The following is a 15,765-nucleotide window of genomic DNA, read 5'->3' as shown; positions in this document are numbered from 1 at the left end:
ATCCGCCTTCTTCGTCTCGCACACGCCGATCTGCTTGCCGAGCGCTCAAGCTTGGTCGGATCGTTAATACGTCAGCTCCTTACCGGTTTTACTCGAGGCGGGAAACAGGAAGGCACCGCCGGGATCGAAGAATATCTGCCGCCTACCCAGCGTGGCATCATGCTTTGCCGCTGCCGAAGATGTCGGCCGGATGTCGATTTCCTGTCCGGCGCTCGTGCGCGCCACAATACGCCGGCGCTCGCCGTAGAAGGCGACATCGACGATCTCGACCGCAAGCTCCGCATTGTTGGGCGAGCGCTCCAGGCGAAACGCTTCCGGCCTGATCATCAGCCTGGTTTTCTGTCCGGGCGCGAAGCTGCCATTGGAATTGATGCCGGAGACAAGCGCGCCGTCCGCGAGGCGGATGGTCGAGGCGCCGCCCACCGTTTCCAGATGCTCGGCTGCGAGGAAATTCGAGTTGCCGATGAACCCGGCAACAAAATCGGTTGCGGGCCTAAGGTAGAGGTCCTCGCCGGTCCCAATCTGTTCGATGCGGCCGTCCCTGAAGAGGGCGATGCGGTCCGACAGATGCAGCGCTTCTTCCTGATCGTGGGTGACGTAAAGGATGGTGACGCCGGTTTCGCGATGGATGCGGCGGATCTCGGCCTGGATCTCCTCGCGCAGCTTCTTGTCCAGCGCCGAGAGCGGCTCGTCCATCAGCAGGATGGGCGGATCGTAGGCCAGCGCGCGGGCGAGCGCGACGCGCTGCTGCTGGCCGCCCGAGAGCGCGGCGGGCAGACGCTCGGCGAAGCTTTCCAGCCGCACCAGGGAGAGCATGTCGGCGACCTTGCGCCTGACGTCGGCCTCGGGCCGGCGGCGGACGCGGAGCGGGAAGGCGACGTTTTCGGCGACGCTCAGATGCGGAAACAGCGTGTAGCGCTGAAAGACCATGCCAATGTTGCGCTTGTGCGAAGGCACCGACAGCAACGACTTGCCTTGCAGCAGCACGTTCCCGGCGGTCGGGTCCTGGAAGCCGGCGATGGCGTAGAGCGTGGTCGACTTGCCCGAGCCCGACGGCCCGAGGAAGGTCAGGAATTCGCCCTTCGGAATATCCAGCGTCACATCATGAACGGCGGTGAAGGCACCGAATGCCTTGCGCAATTTGCGGATCGAGAGAAAGGGTTGGGTCATGTCTGCAGCTTTCGGCGCAAGAGTGCCGTCACGATCATCAGGGCGAGCGTGAGCGCGACCAGCAGGCTCGATGCGGCGGCGATGACGGGGGTGAGGTCGGAGCGGAGACTGCCCCAGATCTTGACAGGCAAGGTTTGCAGGGTGGGGCTCGCCATGAAGATAGCGACCACGACCTCATCCCACGACGCCAGGAAGGAAAAGATCGCGGCGGAGAAGATGCCGATGCGGATCGAGGGCAGGGTGATCCTGAGCTTAGCCTGCAGCGGGCTGGCGCCGCAGACGATGGCCGCATCCTCGATCGACTTGTCGAAGCCTTCCAGAGCGGTCGCGATCGGGATGATGGCGAAGGGCAGCGCCAGCACGGTGTGGGCGACGACGAAGCCGATCGTGGTGCCGCCGAGACCCATGCGCAGCAAGAAGGCGTAGATGGCGATAGCGAAAACGACAACCGGCAGGACCATCGGCGTGAGCAGCAGCCCGCGCAGGACGTCGCGGCCGCGGAACTGGCCGCGAATCAGCGCGAAGGAGGCGAGCAGGCCGATGGCGACGGCGAGGATCGCCGTCATCGTGGCGATACGCGCGCTAGTGAGGGCCGCTTCGATCCAGGACGGGTCGGCGAACAGCTCCTGATACCATTTCAGCGTCCAGCCGGGGGGCGGAAAGGCCAGCCAGCGCGAGGAGCCGAAGGAGAGAAGCACGATGAAGACCACAGGCAGCAGCAGGAAGGCTGCGACCAATGCCGTGAAGGCAAGGAGCGCGACCTTCAACCAGCCGAGGCGGTCATAATCGAGCAGCATCTCAGGCGCCTCCCGCCGGGCGTTTTGACCCGACCAGGCGCAACTGCAACGCATAAAGCGCCATGGTGACGACGAGCAAGATGAAAGCGGCAGCACTCCCCAGGCCCCAGTTGAGCAGCGACTGGATCATCTGCGCGATCATTTCGGCGAGCATCATGTTCGACGTGCCGCCAAGCAGAGCCGGCGTGACGAAATAGCCGAGCGACATGACGAAGACCATCAGGCCGCCGGCGGCTATGCCGGGCAGTGACAGCGGCAACAGGATGCGCCTGAAGGCGGCGAGCGGGCTGGCACCACAAAGAGCGGCGGCGCGCAAAGTCATCGGATCGATGGCGCGCAAGGTGCCGACCAGCGGCAGGATCATGAAGGGCAGCATGATGTAGACCATGCCGATGGTGACGCCGGTGAGATTGTTGATCAGCGGCAGCGGCTGGTTGATGATGCCGGCGCCCATCAGCGCCCGGTTGATGACCCCGGTGCGCTGCAACAGCACCATCCAGGCATAGGTGCGGGTCAAGAGGTTCGTCCACATCGAAAGGATGATGATGCCGAACAGGATCGAGGCGAGCGCCGGCGGCATGATCGCCAGCATCCAGGCAACTGGGAAGGCGACGAGCACGGTGACCATGGTGACGACGAAGGCGACGAGGAAAGTGTTGAAGAAGACGCGCGCGTATGTGCCGTCGCCCAGCAGCGCCGCATAGTTCTGCAGGCCCGGAGCGGGGTCGGTGACGCTGCGGAGCAAAAGCGCCAGCACCGGCACGACGAAAAACAGTCCGATCAGGATCAACGCCGGAAGCAGGCCGCCAAGGCCTGCCGGTATTCGAAGGCTTGCGATCCCTTGCTGTGCTTCCACCGACATGGCGGTAATCCCGGATTGCTGGTCGGGACGGCCGGTGCCGCCCCGATCCTGTCAAAGGACGGTCCTTACTTCGCCTGCCAGGCGTACCAGCGCGTGGCGATCTCGTCGCGATGCTCGGCCCAGTAGTTCATGTCGAGGTTGATCTGTCCGTCGACATGGGCGTCCGGCAGGCCCTTGACCACGTCGGGGGGCATTTCCGCCTTGGCCCTGGTGTTGATCGGCGCGTAGCCGCTCGCCTCGGCGAATTTCGCCTGGCCGGTCGGGCTGGTCGCGGCGGCGAGGAATTTCATAGCGCCGTCCTTGTTCTTGGCGCCCTTCGGCACCACCAAGACGTCGGCGGCGGTGAGGTTCTGGTTCCAGGACACGCCGACATCGGCGCCGTCCTTCTCGAGCGCAAAGACGCGGCCGTTCCAGAGCTGGCCGAAGGCGGCCTCGCCAGAGGCGATCAGCTGCTGCGATTCGGCGCCGCCACCCCACCAGACGATGTCCGACTTGATGGTGTCGAGCTTCTTGAAGGCGCGGTCGAGGTCGAGCGGATAGAGCTTGTCGGCCGGCACGCCGTCGGCGAGCAGCGCGATCTCGATCACGCCCGGCGCCGACCATTTGTAGAAGGTTCGCTTGCCCGGAAACTTTTTGGTGTCGAACATGTCCGCCCAGCTTGCCGGCTCGCCGGAGACGGCGCCCTTGTTCCAGGCGAGCACGAAGGAATAGTAAAAGCTGCCGACGGCGTTCTCATTGCTGAAGCGCGGATCGAGATCGGCCTTCGGCACGACGGCGAAGTCGATTGGCTCGAGCAGGCCGTCCTTGGCCGCCTTGATGGCGAAATCCATCTCGACGTCGACGACGTCCCAGGTGACGTTCTTGGCGTCGACCATCGCCTTCAGCTTGCCGTAGTCGGTCGGTCCGTCCTGCAGCACCTTGATGCCCGAAGAGGCGGTAAAAGGCTCGGCCCAGGATTTGGTCTGGGCTTCCTGCGTCGTCCCGCCCCAGCTGGTAAACACCATTTCATCGGCCTTTGCGGCCGTGGTCGCTATCAACCCGGCAAAGACGCCGGCGAAAATCAGTTTCATGTCGTTCTCCTCTGATTGGTTGTTCCGTTCTTGTTCTTGTCGGCACCCTCGCCATGCCGTCTCAGCGCATGACGAAGGGATCGGGAATCGGGTCGTCGGAGGTGCGGATCCACACCGATTTCGAGCGCGTGTAGTCGCGGATGGCGTCGAGGCCGCCTTCGCGGCCGAGGCCGGAAAGGCCGTAGCCGCCGAAGGGGACCAGCGGCGAGACGGCGCGGTAGGTATTGACCCAGACGACGCCGGCATGGATGCCGCAGGCCATGCGATGCGCCTTGGCGAGATTTGAGGTGAAGACGCCGGAGGCGAGCCCGAATTGCGTGTCGTTGGCCAAAGCCAGCGCTTCAGCCTCGCTGTCGAAGGCAAGCACACTCAGCACCGGACCGAACAGCTCTTCGCGCACGCAGGCGAGAGCCTGGTCCTGCGCCTCTATGATGGTCGGCGCGTAGTAGTATCCGTCGGCCTTGCCCTTCGGCCGCGCGCCGCCGGTGACCAGTCGGCCGCCTGCAGCCACGCTCTCCGCCACGATTGCCTCGATCCTTTCGCGCTGGCGCGCGGTCGCCAGCGGACCCATCTCGGTTGCGGGATCCTGCGGGTCGCCGATGACGATGGCTTCCGCCTTGCGCTTCAACCGCGCGAGGAATTCGTCCTTGACCGAGCGCTCAACCAGCAGCCGCGAGCCCGCGACGCAGCTCTGGCCCGTGGCGGCGAAAATACCGGCCACTACTGCATTGGCGGCGCTGTCGAGATCGGCGTCGGCGAAGACGACGACCGGGCTTTTGCCACCGAGCTCGAGCGTGGTGTAAGCGAGATTCTCGGCGGTGTTGGCGACGATCCGCCGGGCGGTCGAAGGGCCGCCGGTGAAGGCGACACGGGCGACGAGCGGATGGCTGGTCAGGCGGTGCCCGCAATCATAGCCGAAGCCGGTGAGGATGTTGACCGCGCCGGCTGGAAAGCCGGCTTCGCTAACCAACTCGGCGAAAGCGAGCAGCGGCGCCGGCCCATCCTCGGAGGCCTTGAGCACGACGGTGCAGCCGGCGGCCAGCGCCGGGCCGAGCTTGACCGCCGACAAGAAGAGCTGCGAGTTCCACGGCACGACGGCGGCGACGACGCCGATCGGCTCCGGCCGCACCGTCACTTCCATGTCGGCCTTGTCGATCGGGATGAAGGCGCCTTCGTGCTTGTCGGCCAGCCCGCCATAATAGCGGTAGTAGTCACCGACATAGGCGATCTGGGCGCGGGTCTCGCGGATGATCTTGCCGGTGTCGCGCGTTTCCAGCTCGGCCAGGCGGCCGGCATTGGCGGCGACGAGATCGCCAAGCCTGACCAGCAGTTTTCCACGCGCGGTTGCGTTCATTGCCGCCCATGGGCCGGAGCGCAACGCCCGGTGGGCGGCTTCCACGGCGCAGTCGACATCGGCAACGGAAGCGGCGGGCATCGTCGCCCAGGGCAGGCCCGTCGACGGATCGATGCTGTCGAAAGTGGAGGACGCCTCGGCGAACTGGCCGTCTATGTAGTTCCTGAAGGCGGTGCTGCTCATCGCGACCCCATCTCCTGGAAGGCCGGCATCACCTTGTCGATGAACAGCCGCAGCGACTTCTTCTTGCGCTCATGCGAGAGGCCGCTGTCGATCCAGATCGAGTACTGGTCATAGCCTTGCGCCTCGTAGCTCTTCAGCCTCGCGATCACGTCGTCGGCCTCGCCGATGACGAGGTTCTGCCGGATCTTGTCGGGCGCGTATTGGGGCATCGCCGCGATCTCATCCTCGGTCAGCGGCTCGAGAACGCCCTGGCGGACGGGTTTCTTGTTCTGGAACCAGGCGCCGAACTGGCAGTAGAACTGCGAGAGGTCCTGGGTCAGGCGGTCGGCGTCGGCGGCGTCCTCGGCGACGAAAGTGTGCAACAGGAGCATGATCTGTGGCCGCGCTATGTCCGGATGCGCCTGGCAGGCGGCATTGAAGCGTTCCATCAGGCTTGCGACCTCGCCGTCGCCGGAGGCCAGCGGCGTCACCTGGACTTGGCATTGGTTGGCCACTGCGAAGTCGTGCGAGTTCGGATCGCGCGCGGCCACCCAGATCGGCGGGTAGGGTTTTTGCAAAGGCTTGGGCGAGGAGGTCGTCGGCGGGAACTGCCAGAACTCGCCGGAATGCTCGTAATCGCCGTCCCAGAGGCCGCGGATCGTCGGTATGATCTCGCGCATGCGCTGGCCGGCGCCCCAGGCATCCAGCCCCGGGAAGACGCGCTGATACTCGTAGCTGTAGGCGCCGCGGGCGATGCCCAGATCCAGCCGGCCGCGGGTGATGACATCGGCCATCGCCGCTTCGCCGGCGAGTTTGATCGGGTGCCAGAAGGGGGCGATGATCGTGCCAGTGCCGAGACGGATAGTATTCGTCTTTGCGGCGAGATAGGCGATGTTGATGAACGGGTTCGGCGAGATAGTAAATTCCATCCCGTGATGCTCGCCGATCCAGGCGGTCTCGAAGCCGGCCTGCTCCGCCAACAGAACCAGTTCTTCCAGTTCAGCCAGCAATTCGGAATGCGGCTTGGCGAGATCCGAGCGCTCCATATGGACGAAAAGCGAAAACTTCATCGATCTCACCGCTGGCCGGAATGGATTGGGCCGGAATGGATTGGCGCCGACGGCGCCGGCTTGGCAAGCGGCCGGACTTCGCCTTCGACCTCGTTTCCGACATAGACGCCGAAAGTGTCCTCGGCGCGCTCGCGCGCATAGCGGGCGAGCATCGAGCTGACAGCCGGGTCGGCGATCTTCAATTCGGAGATGCGTTCGATTTCGACAAACCGGATCTGGCCGTCGCCGTAGACGGGGGCGTCCACAGTCCCGCGATAATAGACGTGCGTGCGTGCGGCGTCCGCCGCGTCATCCCACACTGCGTAGAGGAAGCCGAGCTCGGCATCGATCGCCTTGGCGGCAAGTTTTCCCCTGAGGCTGCGAGCATCGTTCGCGGCACCGAGGCCGCGGCCGGCCGGCAATTGGTAGGATCCCTCGGCGGTCTCGAAAAAGAGGACGCGGCCTTCGTTCTCGAGGATCGCGCCGACCTCGGTTCCGGGCGGAGCGGCGGCAGCCAACGCCTCCTGACTCAGGCCCGGCGTGACATAGGCGCCGCGGCAATAGCCGAGCGGCTGGGCGCCATTGTGGCTGAAGTCATGGACGCGGCCGATGAGGATCGAATGGTCGCCGGCATCGACCAATTGCTCCATACCGCAATCGAACACCGCGACCGATCCCCCGATCAGCGGATTGCCGGTCTGTCCGGACTGCCATGCCACGGAGGCGAATTTATCCGCGGCCTTCGAGGCGAAGATGCCGGATGCGGATTTCTGGGCTTCCGACAGGATGTTGACGGCAAAGCCCCTGGAGGTCGAGAAGACCTGATGCCCCAGAGCCTTCTTGGCGATGCAGACCAGCACCAGCGGTGGCTCGAGCGAGACGGAGGTGAAGGAGTTGGCGGTGAAGCCGCGCGGATCGCCAGACTCGTCGATCGTGGTGACGATGGTGACGCCGGTCAGGAAGGAGCCAAGCGCGCGTCGGAACTCCATGGCGTCGAATGCGGTGCCGTCTTCCACCGCCGGTCCGCCAACAGCCGCGACCTGGTCGAGGAAACCTATGATGCGCTGATTCACTTTTTGCGGGGAAGCGATTGTCATCATGTGCTTTTCGTCGTTCAGCACCACACATCGCCCAGCTGGCGCCAGTCGTGCCATCGCGGCCGACATGGCGGCTGTCGAGTTGCGATCTTCCGAGCCGGTCATGAACAGCGCGGGTACTGTGAGATCGGGCAGACGATCGGCGTGCGCGGTATCGGCGCTGGCAAAGAGGCGGTAGGTGCGGGCATAGCCTTGCCGATCGACGCCTTCGAGCGCCGCGCGGGCCGTCGCGGCCGCGTCCGAAAGAGCCGGCGGGATCGGATCGCCGAACCAGCGGGCGATCGTGGCGGCGATGGCCGATGGGTCGCCGGGTCCGCCAAGCGCTGCCGCCCGTTCGCGCACCGCCTGCGCGAGCTCGGGCGGGCGCCGGAAAACGGCGTTGAGGCAGATGAGGGCGCTGATGCGCGACGGGGCGCGAAGCGCGATTTCCTGTGCGACAAGCGCGCCCATCGAGTGGCCGATGACAGCGACGCGGGCAAGGCCGAGATGATCCAACAGACGGATCGCCTGATCGGCGAAGTCCGACAGGCGGGCGTTCTCCGGCGGCAGGGGCGAAGAACCGTGGCCGAGCATGTCGATGGCGATCACGTCGAAGCGGTCCTGCATAGCGGCGATCTGGGGCTGCCAGATCGCGGCATCCATGCCGACGCCGTGGATGAGCAGGACCGGCGCGCCCGAACCGGCGCGGATGAAGCCGGTGCCGTCGGGCGCCTTGCTGCGGATCGTCGCGGCGTCAGCCATGCAGATCTCCGAGCTCCTTCAGATCCTGGTAGCGGTCGCCGATCCGGTGATGCGGGCGGCCGCCGATGGACGCGCCGAGCGCCACCACCAGCTCGTCCGGCGCGGGCGCGTCGCCGATCTGGAAATGCACGGTCAGGTAATGCGAGCGGCGGCCTTCGTCGTTCTTGTCCATCAGCGGGATCATGATCGGCGTGTTCGGACCGCCACGCAGATTGGTGAAGGCGAGATAGGTCTTGGCGCCGACGGCCCGGCGATAGTGATTGCCGAAATGCAGCGTGTGGATCAGCGCCGACGCATGCTCGACCTCACCCGACGTGCCGCAAATGGCGGCCTTGCCGTAGCCTTCGATGACCTCGCCCGAGCCTGCCGCGCCGATAATCTCATTGGTCAGCGTTTCGCCGAGCACCGGCGCGAAAGCGCGGATCTCGGGGGAGAGGTCCTCGATGAAGCCGCGGCCTGCCCATGGGTTGGTGAGCACCGCGGCGACGCCGATCAGACGCAGCGGCCGCCGGGCCGTCTTGCCGCCCTCGATCAGGGTGTTCTCGGTATAGGTGACGATCTTGCGGATGGCCGGCTGCATGAAATTCCTCAGGATGGGAGCCGCTCGGGGCCCATCGATTTCTGTATCGTCTTATGGTATACCATGCTATGGAGTGCCATGCGTCTTGTCAATCGGTCATGGAATCGGTTTTTGTGACGAGGCTAAGGATTCAGGAAAAATGGCTGACACGCTTCGCATAGACCGCTCCGCCAAAACGTTGAGGACGCTGGCGCTGGAGCGCATGCGCGAGGCGATCATGGATTTCCATTTCCAGCCCGGCGAAAGGCTGGTCGAGCGGCCGCTATGCGACCAGCTCGGGGTCAGCCGTTCGGTCGTGCGCGAGGTGCTGCGGCAGTTGGAGGCCGAAGGCCTGGTGCAGATGATACCTGGACATGGGCCGGCCGTGGCGAAGCCTGATCTTGGCCGGACCGACGAGATCTACGAGTTGCGCGCGCTGCTGGAGGGCATTGCGGCGAAGGCCTGCGCCACATCGGCCACCGACGGTCAGATCGCGCTGCTCGATGCGGCGCTGGCAAAGCTGCTCGAGGCGTGGGCGTCGGGCGTGCCGGCCGAGGTGATGCGGGCGACGGCGAGCTTCTATGAGGTGCTCTTTGAAGCCGCCGACAAGCGCATAGCTTGGGAGATCGTCACCGGTCTCAACGTCCGCATCAACCAGCTGCGTTCGATGACAATCCTGTCGCAGAACCGCCGCGAGCCGGCGATCGCCGAAATGCAGGCGATCATGGATGCGATCCGTTCGCGCAAGCCAGAAGCGGCGGAGGCGGCGGCGCGGCGGCATGTGGAGACGGCCTGGCAAATCGCGCGCGACGCGCTTCGGCTCGGGACGCTTTAGGCAGCCTGCTCGAAACTAATTCCTGTCGACCGGCTTGGAGCGCATGCGCGAAACCGTCTCGCGCTCGGCGCGCTTGGAACGCAGGGGCGGCAGGCCGCGGTCGATAAGGTCCATGTCCTCCAGCACCATGTCGCCCATGCGCTTAAAGGCGACGTCGAGCGCGCCGGCGCGATGCGCCGAACGCAGGAAGCCGGGGAGGGTGCGGACGGGATGGTCCTTGGCCAGCGGCTCCTCGGGGAAGACGTCGCTTGCAGCGACGATGTGGCCGCTCTTCACCGCTTGCATCAACGCCGGGAAATCGACGACGCCGGCGCGGCTGAGCAGGATGAAGGCCGCGCCCTTGCGCATCCTGGCAAAGGCGTCGGCGCCCAGGAAACCCTCATTCTCGCTGGTGACGGAAGCGACGACGAAGACGAAATCGCTTTGCGACAGCACCTCGTCCAGCGAGGCCGGCTCGACGCCGTTGTCGATCAGGATCGATGGCGGCAGCCATGGATCGAAAACTTTCGTGCGGGTGCGGAAGCCGGTCAGCAGGCGGTTGAGCGCGCGGCCGAGATCGCCGAAGCCGATGATGCCCACATCCGCGCCGGAGAGAAGCCGCGCAGTCTGGTTGCCGTCGCCGCCCCACAGTTCCTTGCCCTGCCGGAAGGCGAGGTCGGCGTCGACGATGTCGCGCGCGAGGTTCAGCGCCATGGCGAGGCCAAGCTCCGCCACCGGTTCGGCAAAAACCAGCCCGGTGGTGACGATATGGATGCCGCGCGCGAACAGCGTCTCATAGGGCATGTTGTTGAGGAGGTTGGTCTCGACGTTGAAGACGCAGCGCAGCGCCTTCAGCTTTTCCAGCGTTTCGGATGAAATCGGTGGCTGACCGATGATATAGCGCGCCTCGGCCAAAGTTTCGGCGGGTAGGGCGGAAACGTCTTCCGGCGTGGTCTCGACAATGCGATAGTGGCTGCGCAGGCGCGCCAGTTGCGGCGGCGTGAAGATCAGGTCGAGCGTGCGCGGTTCGGGTGCGCTGATCACCAGCGGCAAGGTGTTGTCTGACATGTTTTCCTCCCGGGACACGATTGGATCGCATCAATCACTTCTTTCCAGTCTTACTCCCGGTGAAACGATTTACAAGAACGAAAAATCGATTTATCGATTGGAATGGCGAGGTGGCTGATTGGCTGCCTGCCCTCGGGAGGAAGTCAATGGCGCAACAGGAAGCCCGGCAGCGGCGTCCGTCGATCCATGACGTGGCAAGCCATGCCGGCGTGTCCGCGGCCACCGTCTCCAAGGTGCTGGCCGGCGTCACCACGGTGAAGCCTGAAAACGCGCAGCGCGTCTTCGATGCCGTCGAACGCCTGGGCTACCGCGTCGATCCATTGGCGTCCGACATGCGCAGGGCCAAGCGCCGCATCATCGGCGCCATCATGCCGGAATTCGAAAGCGAGTTCTTCGGTTCGATGGTCACCGAGCTGGAAGGCCTTGCCGAGCAGCGGGGTTACACGCTGGTCGCGGCATCGAGCCGTGAATCGGAGGCGCGCGAGAAGGAGATCCTCGCCCGCATGCATGACTGGCGCGTTGCCGGCGTGGTGCTGGCGCCGGTGCGCAATGAGCACGGGCCGGCGGCTGCCTTCATGAAAGCCCACGGCATGACCGGCGTGCTGATCGACCGTGTCTTGTCCGACGACGCTTTCGACACGGTCTCGGCCGATAGTTTCGCCGCCAGCGCCGAAGTGGCGCGGATGCTGATCGGCAATGGGCACAGCCATATTCTGGTCATCGGCCTTGCCGAGCAGGCGGCGACGGTGCGGGCGCGCCTGGAAGGTTTTCGCAGCCAGGCGCTGGCGCTCAACCCGTCGGTGCGCATCGACGTCATCACCTCGGAAGTCAGCGTCGAGCCGCTGCGATCTTCGCTGCGCGACTATTTCGGGAGAGGCGAGAGGCCGACCGCCGTCTATTCGCTGCTTTTGAAGGGCACGCTTGTTGCGCTGTCCGAATTCCGCCGCCGCGGCTGGCATTGCCCGAACGATATCTCGCTGGTCGGCTTCGACGACGCCGAATGGATGCAGGTGACATGGCCGGCGATCGCGGCCGTGGTGCAGCCGGTGCACCGGATCGCCAGCGAGGCGATGAACCTTTTGTTTCGCAGGGTCGAGGGTGATGCGGGACCACCCGCGGCGCGGCTCGAGCCCTGCCAGGTGTTGATGCGGGAATCCGTTGGCTCGCCAGGCAACGGCCCGCATTCCGGGGGAGGAGACCGACAACAGCCCCCATTGTCGTGAGCGGAAGCATGCGCCGGCCCTGGCCGTGGCATCCGGCGCCAAGGATCAACGGAGGATAGAATGATATCGCATTTCCCAAGGATAAATCGATTTACCCTTGCCGTGGGCGTCGCGCTTGCGTTTTCCGCCGTCGGCGTTGCCAAGGCCGAGGACGGCGAATATGGCGTGCTGATGAAGACACTGGCCAACCCGTTCTGGGGCGCGATGGCGCAGGGCGTCGCGGACGGCGCCAAGGAAGCCGGGGTTAAGTACTTCCAGCAGGCGGCCGAGAGCGACCAGGCGGCCGAGCCGCAGTTGAACCTCTGCAACACCATGCTCGAGCGCAAGCCGGTGGCGATGATCACCGCGGCCATCAACTCGACCAACCTTTTGCCTTGCCTGAAGTCGGCGCAGGACGCCGGCATCAAGATCGTCGACCTCGACAACAATCTCGACCAGGCGGTGCTCGACAAGGAAGGCGTCAAGGTCACCTTCCATATCGGCTCCGACAACATCGCCGCCGGCGCGCAGGGCGCGGAGTATCTCGCCAACAAGCTCGGCAAGGACGCCAAGGGTCCGGTGCTGGTGATTGAAGGCCTGTCCGGCAACATCACCGGCGAGAAGCGTGCCAAGGGTTTTGCCGACAAGCTGAAGGAGCTGGCGCCCGGCCTCGAAATCGTCGCTTCGCTGCCGGGCGACTGGGACCGCGGCAAGGCCGCTTCGATCGCCACCGACACGCTGACCGCGCATCCTGATCTCGTCGCCATCTTCTGCGCCAATGACGGCATGGCGCTTGGTGCAGTCGAGTCTGTCTATGCGGCGGGCAAGGGTTCGCAGGTGACGCTCATCGGCGTCGACGGCAATGTCGATGCGGTGAAGTCGATCAAGGAGGGCCGCCTCAATGCCTCGGTGGCGCAGCTTCCCTATCTCGTGGGCAAGCAGGCGGTGGAGAACGTCAAGAAAGCACTCGGCGGCGAGAAGGTCCCGGAAAGCATTGCCGTGCCGACTTTGGTGCTGACCAAGGACGTGCTCGACGCCGGCAAGGAGCCGATGCTGCAATATGTGAAGTGAGGAAGGAAGGGAGTAGGGGAGTAAGGCAGTAGGGGAGCAGGGGAGCGCGGTTTGTGCTTCGCCCATCTTTCCCACTCCCCTACTAACCTACTCCCTTACCCGAAGGGTAGAAAAAATGGCTTCTGAACAGCCCGGCTTCTGGGCTCGGGTGCAGCGCGCATCCGTCGAAAGGCTCCACATCAGGCTGGAGTCCCTGGTGGTGCTTCTGGCGCTGAGCACGGCGATGGCGCTCTTGTCGCCCTATTTCCTGTCGCTCAGCAATTTCCTCAACATCCTGCTCGCGACCTCGACGATCGGCGTGCTGGCGATTGCCGCCACCTTCGTCATCGGTTCGGGCGGGCTCGACCTGTCGCTCGGCTCGGTCATGGGGCTTGCGGGCGTCGCAGGCGCTTTCGTGGCGGTCAATCTCGGCTGGCCGTCGGTCTTCGCAGTGATCGCCTGCATTCTGGCCGGCGGGATCGCCGGCTACATCAACGGCCAGCTGGTCACCCGCGCCTTCGTGCCGGCCTTCATCGTCACGCTCGGCATGCTAGGCCTGGCGCGCGGTTTGGCGCTGGTCATCTCGAAGGGCAGGGCGATCTACGGCCTGCCGCCCGAGATCGTCTATATCGGGCAGGGGCGGCCGTTCGGCGTCCCGATGCCGGTGATCATCCTGGTGCTGACGGCCATCGTCGCGCATGCGGTGCTTGCCTATACGCGTTTCGGCCGCCACACGCTGGCGCTGGGAGATAGCGAAGGTGCTGCGCGAGCCGCGGGCATCCGCGTCGAGCATCACCGCCGCATCATCTACACGCTGTCGGGCGCGCTCGCCGGGCTTGCCGGCTTGCTCTTCACCGCCCGCGTCAATGCCGGCGATCCGACCGCCGGCATCAATTACGAGCTCACCGCCATCACGGCGGCGATCATCGGCGGCACCAATCTGTTCGGCGGCCGAGCCTCGATCCTCGGCACGATGATCGGCGCGCTGATCATGGGCGTCTTGCAGAACGGGCTGACGCTGCTTGCGGTGCAATCCTATTACCAGCAGATGGCGATCGGCGCGGTGCTGATCCTCGCGGTCTTCATCGACCAATACCAGGTGCGGAAGGAGTCGCGCGTATGACCCTGCTTTCGCTGCGCGGCATCCGCAAAAGCTTCGGCGCGGTCGACGTGCTGCATGGCGTCGATCTTTCGGTCGCGGCCGGCGAGGTGGTCGGGCTGGTCGGCGACAATGGCGCCGGAAAGTCGACGCTGATGAAGACCATCACCGGCATCTACCGTGCCGACACCGGCTCGATCGAGTTCGACGGCAAGGATATCCTGGCGCTGGACCCCGGTCAGCGGCGGCGCCTCGGCATCGAAATGATCTACCAGGATCTCTCTTTGGCGAAGCAACAGGACGTGGCGTCGAACATCTTCCTCGGTCGTGAACCGACGAAAAAGTTGCTCGGCCTGTTCCCCGGCTTCGTCGACAAAAGCGAGATGGATCGCCAAGCGTCGAAAATGATCGAGCGGCTGGGCGCGCATTTGCCGTCGATAAACCGGTCGGTCGGTTCGTTCTCCGGCGGCCAGCAGCAGACGGTGGCGATCGCGCGCGCGCTCACCTTCAATCCGAAGCTCGTCATCATGGACGAACCGACTGCGGCGCTTGCCGTGCGCGAGGTGCAGAGCGTGCTCGATCTCATCCGGCGGCTGAAGTCCGAAGGCATCGCCGTCATCCTGATCTCGCACCGGCTGAACGACGTGCTGTCAGTCACCGACCGCATCGTCGTGCTGCGCCACGGCAGGGCGGACGCCGATCTCGTCACCGCCAGGACCAACATGAACGAAGTCGTCAGCCGCATCGTCGGCGGCGGCGATACGGCCGCAGCGGCGGCGCATGAGCAACGAGGCTGACATGAACACCTTCGGACTGCACACTTTCGCCATCGCACCGGTGTGGGACCTCGCCCGCATCGAGCCGCAGATGGACAGGCTCAAGGAATACGGCATCGGGCTGATGGAGATCCCTTTGCTTCGGCCTGAGGAGATCGACACCAAGCGGACGCGCAGCTTTGCCAATCACTATGGTGTTGAACTGGTCCCCTCGCTCGGCCTGCCGCGCGCGCTCGATGTGGTCGAACGGCCAGACGAGGCGCTGGATTTCCTCGAACCGGCTTTCCGGGTCTGCAATGAGGTCGGCGCCGAAGCGCTCGGCGGCGTCACCTACGGCACGATCGGCAAGACCACCGGCCGCGCGCCGACGCAAAGGGAAATCGACGGTATGTGCCGTTTCCTCGAACGCGCGGCGAAGGCGGCGAAGTCGCGCGGCCTGAAGCTCGGCATCGAGCCCTGCAACCGCTATGAGACGCACCTGATCAACCGCGGCATCGACGCGGCAAAGATCATCGAGCGCATCGGCGCGCCCAACATCTTCATTCATCTCGACACCTACCACATGCATATCGAGGAAGAGAGCTTTGCTTCCGGTTTCGAGGCGGCGGCGCCCTATCTCGGCTATGTGCATGTGTCGGAAGCCAATCGCGGCGTGCCAGGGCGCGGCATGCTGAATTGGGCGGCCTGCATGAAGGCGATCGCCGACATCGGCTATCAGGGCGCGATCACGCTCGAAAGCATGAACCATGTCGATGTCGACATCGCCGGCGGGCTCGCCGTCTGGCGTCCCGTGGCGGAAGATCCGCGCGACGTGATCGAGGTCGGCCTGCCGTTCCTGCGCGAGGAGGCGAAGAAGGCCGGGCTGACGCTGGGGTGAGGGCATTTCTTCCTTCCC

At 64.8% G+C, this 15,765-nt stretch carries 15 protein-coding genes; 6 read left to right on the top strand and 9 right to left on the bottom strand.

Going from position 1 to position 15,765, the window contains the following annotated elements; all coding sequences use genetic code 11:
• Positions 1-63: 63 nt before the first annotated feature.
• The 8 genes from LB525_RS13140 to LB525_RS13105 all read right to left on the bottom strand — a co-directional run bounded on the left by LB525_RS13140 (position 64) and on the right by LB525_RS13105 (position 8,882).
• The gene (locus LB525_RS13140; RefSeq protein WP_224544937.1) at positions 64-1,170 is read right to left on the bottom strand and encodes an ABC transporter ATP-binding protein; all 1,107 of its coding nucleotides are present in this window, start codon (positions 1,168-1,170) and stop codon (positions 64-66) included.
• On the bottom strand, positions 1,167-1,967 hold the full coding sequence (locus LB525_RS13135; protein WP_224544936.1) for an ABC transporter permease: 801 nt from the start codon (positions 1,965-1,967) through the stop codon (positions 1,167-1,169). Before LB525_RS13135 ends, LB525_RS13140 begins: the two co-directional genes overlap by 4 nt.
• Position 1,968: 1 nt before the next feature.
• Positions 1,969-2,829: an ABC transporter permease gene (locus LB525_RS13130; protein ID WP_224544935.1), complete on the bottom strand. Its 861-nt coding sequence runs from the start codon at positions 2,827-2,829 to the stop codon at positions 1,969-1,971.
• 65 nt (positions 2,830-2,894) lie between these two features.
• Positions 2,895-3,899, bottom strand: a complete 1,005-nt coding sequence (locus tag LB525_RS13125) for an ABC transporter substrate-binding protein (RefSeq protein ID WP_224544934.1) — start codon at positions 3,897-3,899, stop codon at positions 2,895-2,897.
• 61 nt (positions 3,900-3,960) lie between these two features.
• Positions 3,961-5,436, bottom strand: coding sequence for an aldehyde dehydrogenase (locus LB525_RS13120; RefSeq protein WP_224544933.1), 1,476 nt, complete (start codon positions 5,434-5,436; stop codon positions 3,961-3,963).
• On the bottom strand, positions 5,433-6,485 hold the full coding sequence (locus tag LB525_RS13115; RefSeq protein WP_224544932.1) for an LLM class flavin-dependent oxidoreductase: 1,053 nt from the start codon (positions 6,483-6,485) through the stop codon (positions 5,433-5,435). The genes LB525_RS13120 and LB525_RS13115 overlap by 4 nt, the downstream gene beginning before the upstream one ends.
• 5 nt (positions 6,486-6,490) lie before the next feature.
• Entirely contained in the window at positions 6,491-8,302 is a 1,812-nt protein-coding gene (locus tag LB525_RS13110) for an alpha/beta fold hydrolase (RefSeq protein WP_224544931.1), read from the bottom strand.
• Complete coding sequence (locus LB525_RS13105; protein WP_224544930.1) at positions 8,295-8,882, bottom strand: amino acid synthesis family protein; 588 nt, start codon at positions 8,880-8,882, stop codon at positions 8,295-8,297. Before LB525_RS13105 ends, LB525_RS13110 begins: the two co-directional genes overlap by 8 nt.
• A gap of 139 nt (positions 8,883-9,021) precedes the next feature.
• Between LB525_RS13105 and LB525_RS13100 the strand changes: the two genes are divergently transcribed.
• Positions 9,022-9,696: a GntR family transcriptional regulator gene (locus LB525_RS13100; RefSeq protein WP_140838959.1), complete on the top strand. Its 675-nt coding sequence runs from the start codon at positions 9,022-9,024 to the stop codon at positions 9,694-9,696.
• A 15-nt stretch (positions 9,697-9,711) separates the two neighbouring features.
• Here LB525_RS13100 and LB525_RS13095 read toward each other — a convergent pair whose 3' ends face one another.
• Positions 9,712-10,743 (bottom strand): hydroxyacid dehydrogenase, encoded by a 1,032-nt coding sequence (locus tag LB525_RS13095; protein WP_224544929.1) that lies wholly within the window; start codon positions 10,741-10,743, stop codon positions 9,712-9,714.
• A 146-nt stretch (positions 10,744-10,889) separates the two neighbouring features.
• Between LB525_RS13095 and LB525_RS13090 the strand changes: the two genes are divergently transcribed.
• The 5 genes from LB525_RS13090 (at position 10,890) to LB525_RS13070 (ending at position 15,747) form a co-directional block, all read left to right on the top strand.
• Positions 10,890-11,966 carry a LacI family DNA-binding transcriptional regulator gene (locus LB525_RS13090; RefSeq protein WP_224544928.1) on the top strand — a complete coding sequence of 359 codons (1,077 nt, stop codon included), beginning with the start codon at positions 10,890-10,892 and terminating at the stop codon, positions 11,964-11,966.
• A gap of 60 nt (positions 11,967-12,026) precedes the next feature.
• The gene (locus LB525_RS13085; RefSeq protein WP_224544927.1) at positions 12,027-13,016 is read left to right on the top strand and encodes a substrate-binding domain-containing protein; all 990 of its coding nucleotides are present in this window, start codon (positions 12,027-12,029) and stop codon (positions 13,014-13,016) included.
• A 115-nt stretch (positions 13,017-13,131) separates the two neighbouring features.
• On the top strand, positions 13,132-14,118 hold the full coding sequence (locus tag LB525_RS13080) for an ABC transporter permease (RefSeq protein ID WP_095769797.1): 987 nt from the start codon (positions 13,132-13,134) through the stop codon (positions 14,116-14,118).
• On the top strand, positions 14,115-14,891 hold the full coding sequence (locus LB525_RS13075; RefSeq protein WP_140546490.1) for an ATP-binding cassette domain-containing protein: 777 nt from the start codon (positions 14,115-14,117) through the stop codon (positions 14,889-14,891). Before LB525_RS13080 ends, LB525_RS13075 begins: the two co-directional genes overlap by 4 nt.
• Position 14,892: 1 nt before the next feature.
• A complete protein-coding gene (locus LB525_RS13070) occupies positions 14,893-15,747 on the top strand; it encodes a sugar phosphate isomerase/epimerase family protein (RefSeq protein ID WP_224544926.1) in 855 nt (284 codons plus the stop codon).
• Positions 15,748-15,765: the final 18 nt, after the last annotated feature.

Origin of the sequence: Mesorhizobium sp. CA16 (assembly GCF_020165175.1) — a bacterium.
In the GTDB taxonomy this organism is placed as follows: Bacteria; Pseudomonadota; Alphaproteobacteria; order Rhizobiales; family Rhizobiaceae; genus Mesorhizobium.
This window is presented reverse-complemented; position numbering and strand designations above follow the sequence as displayed.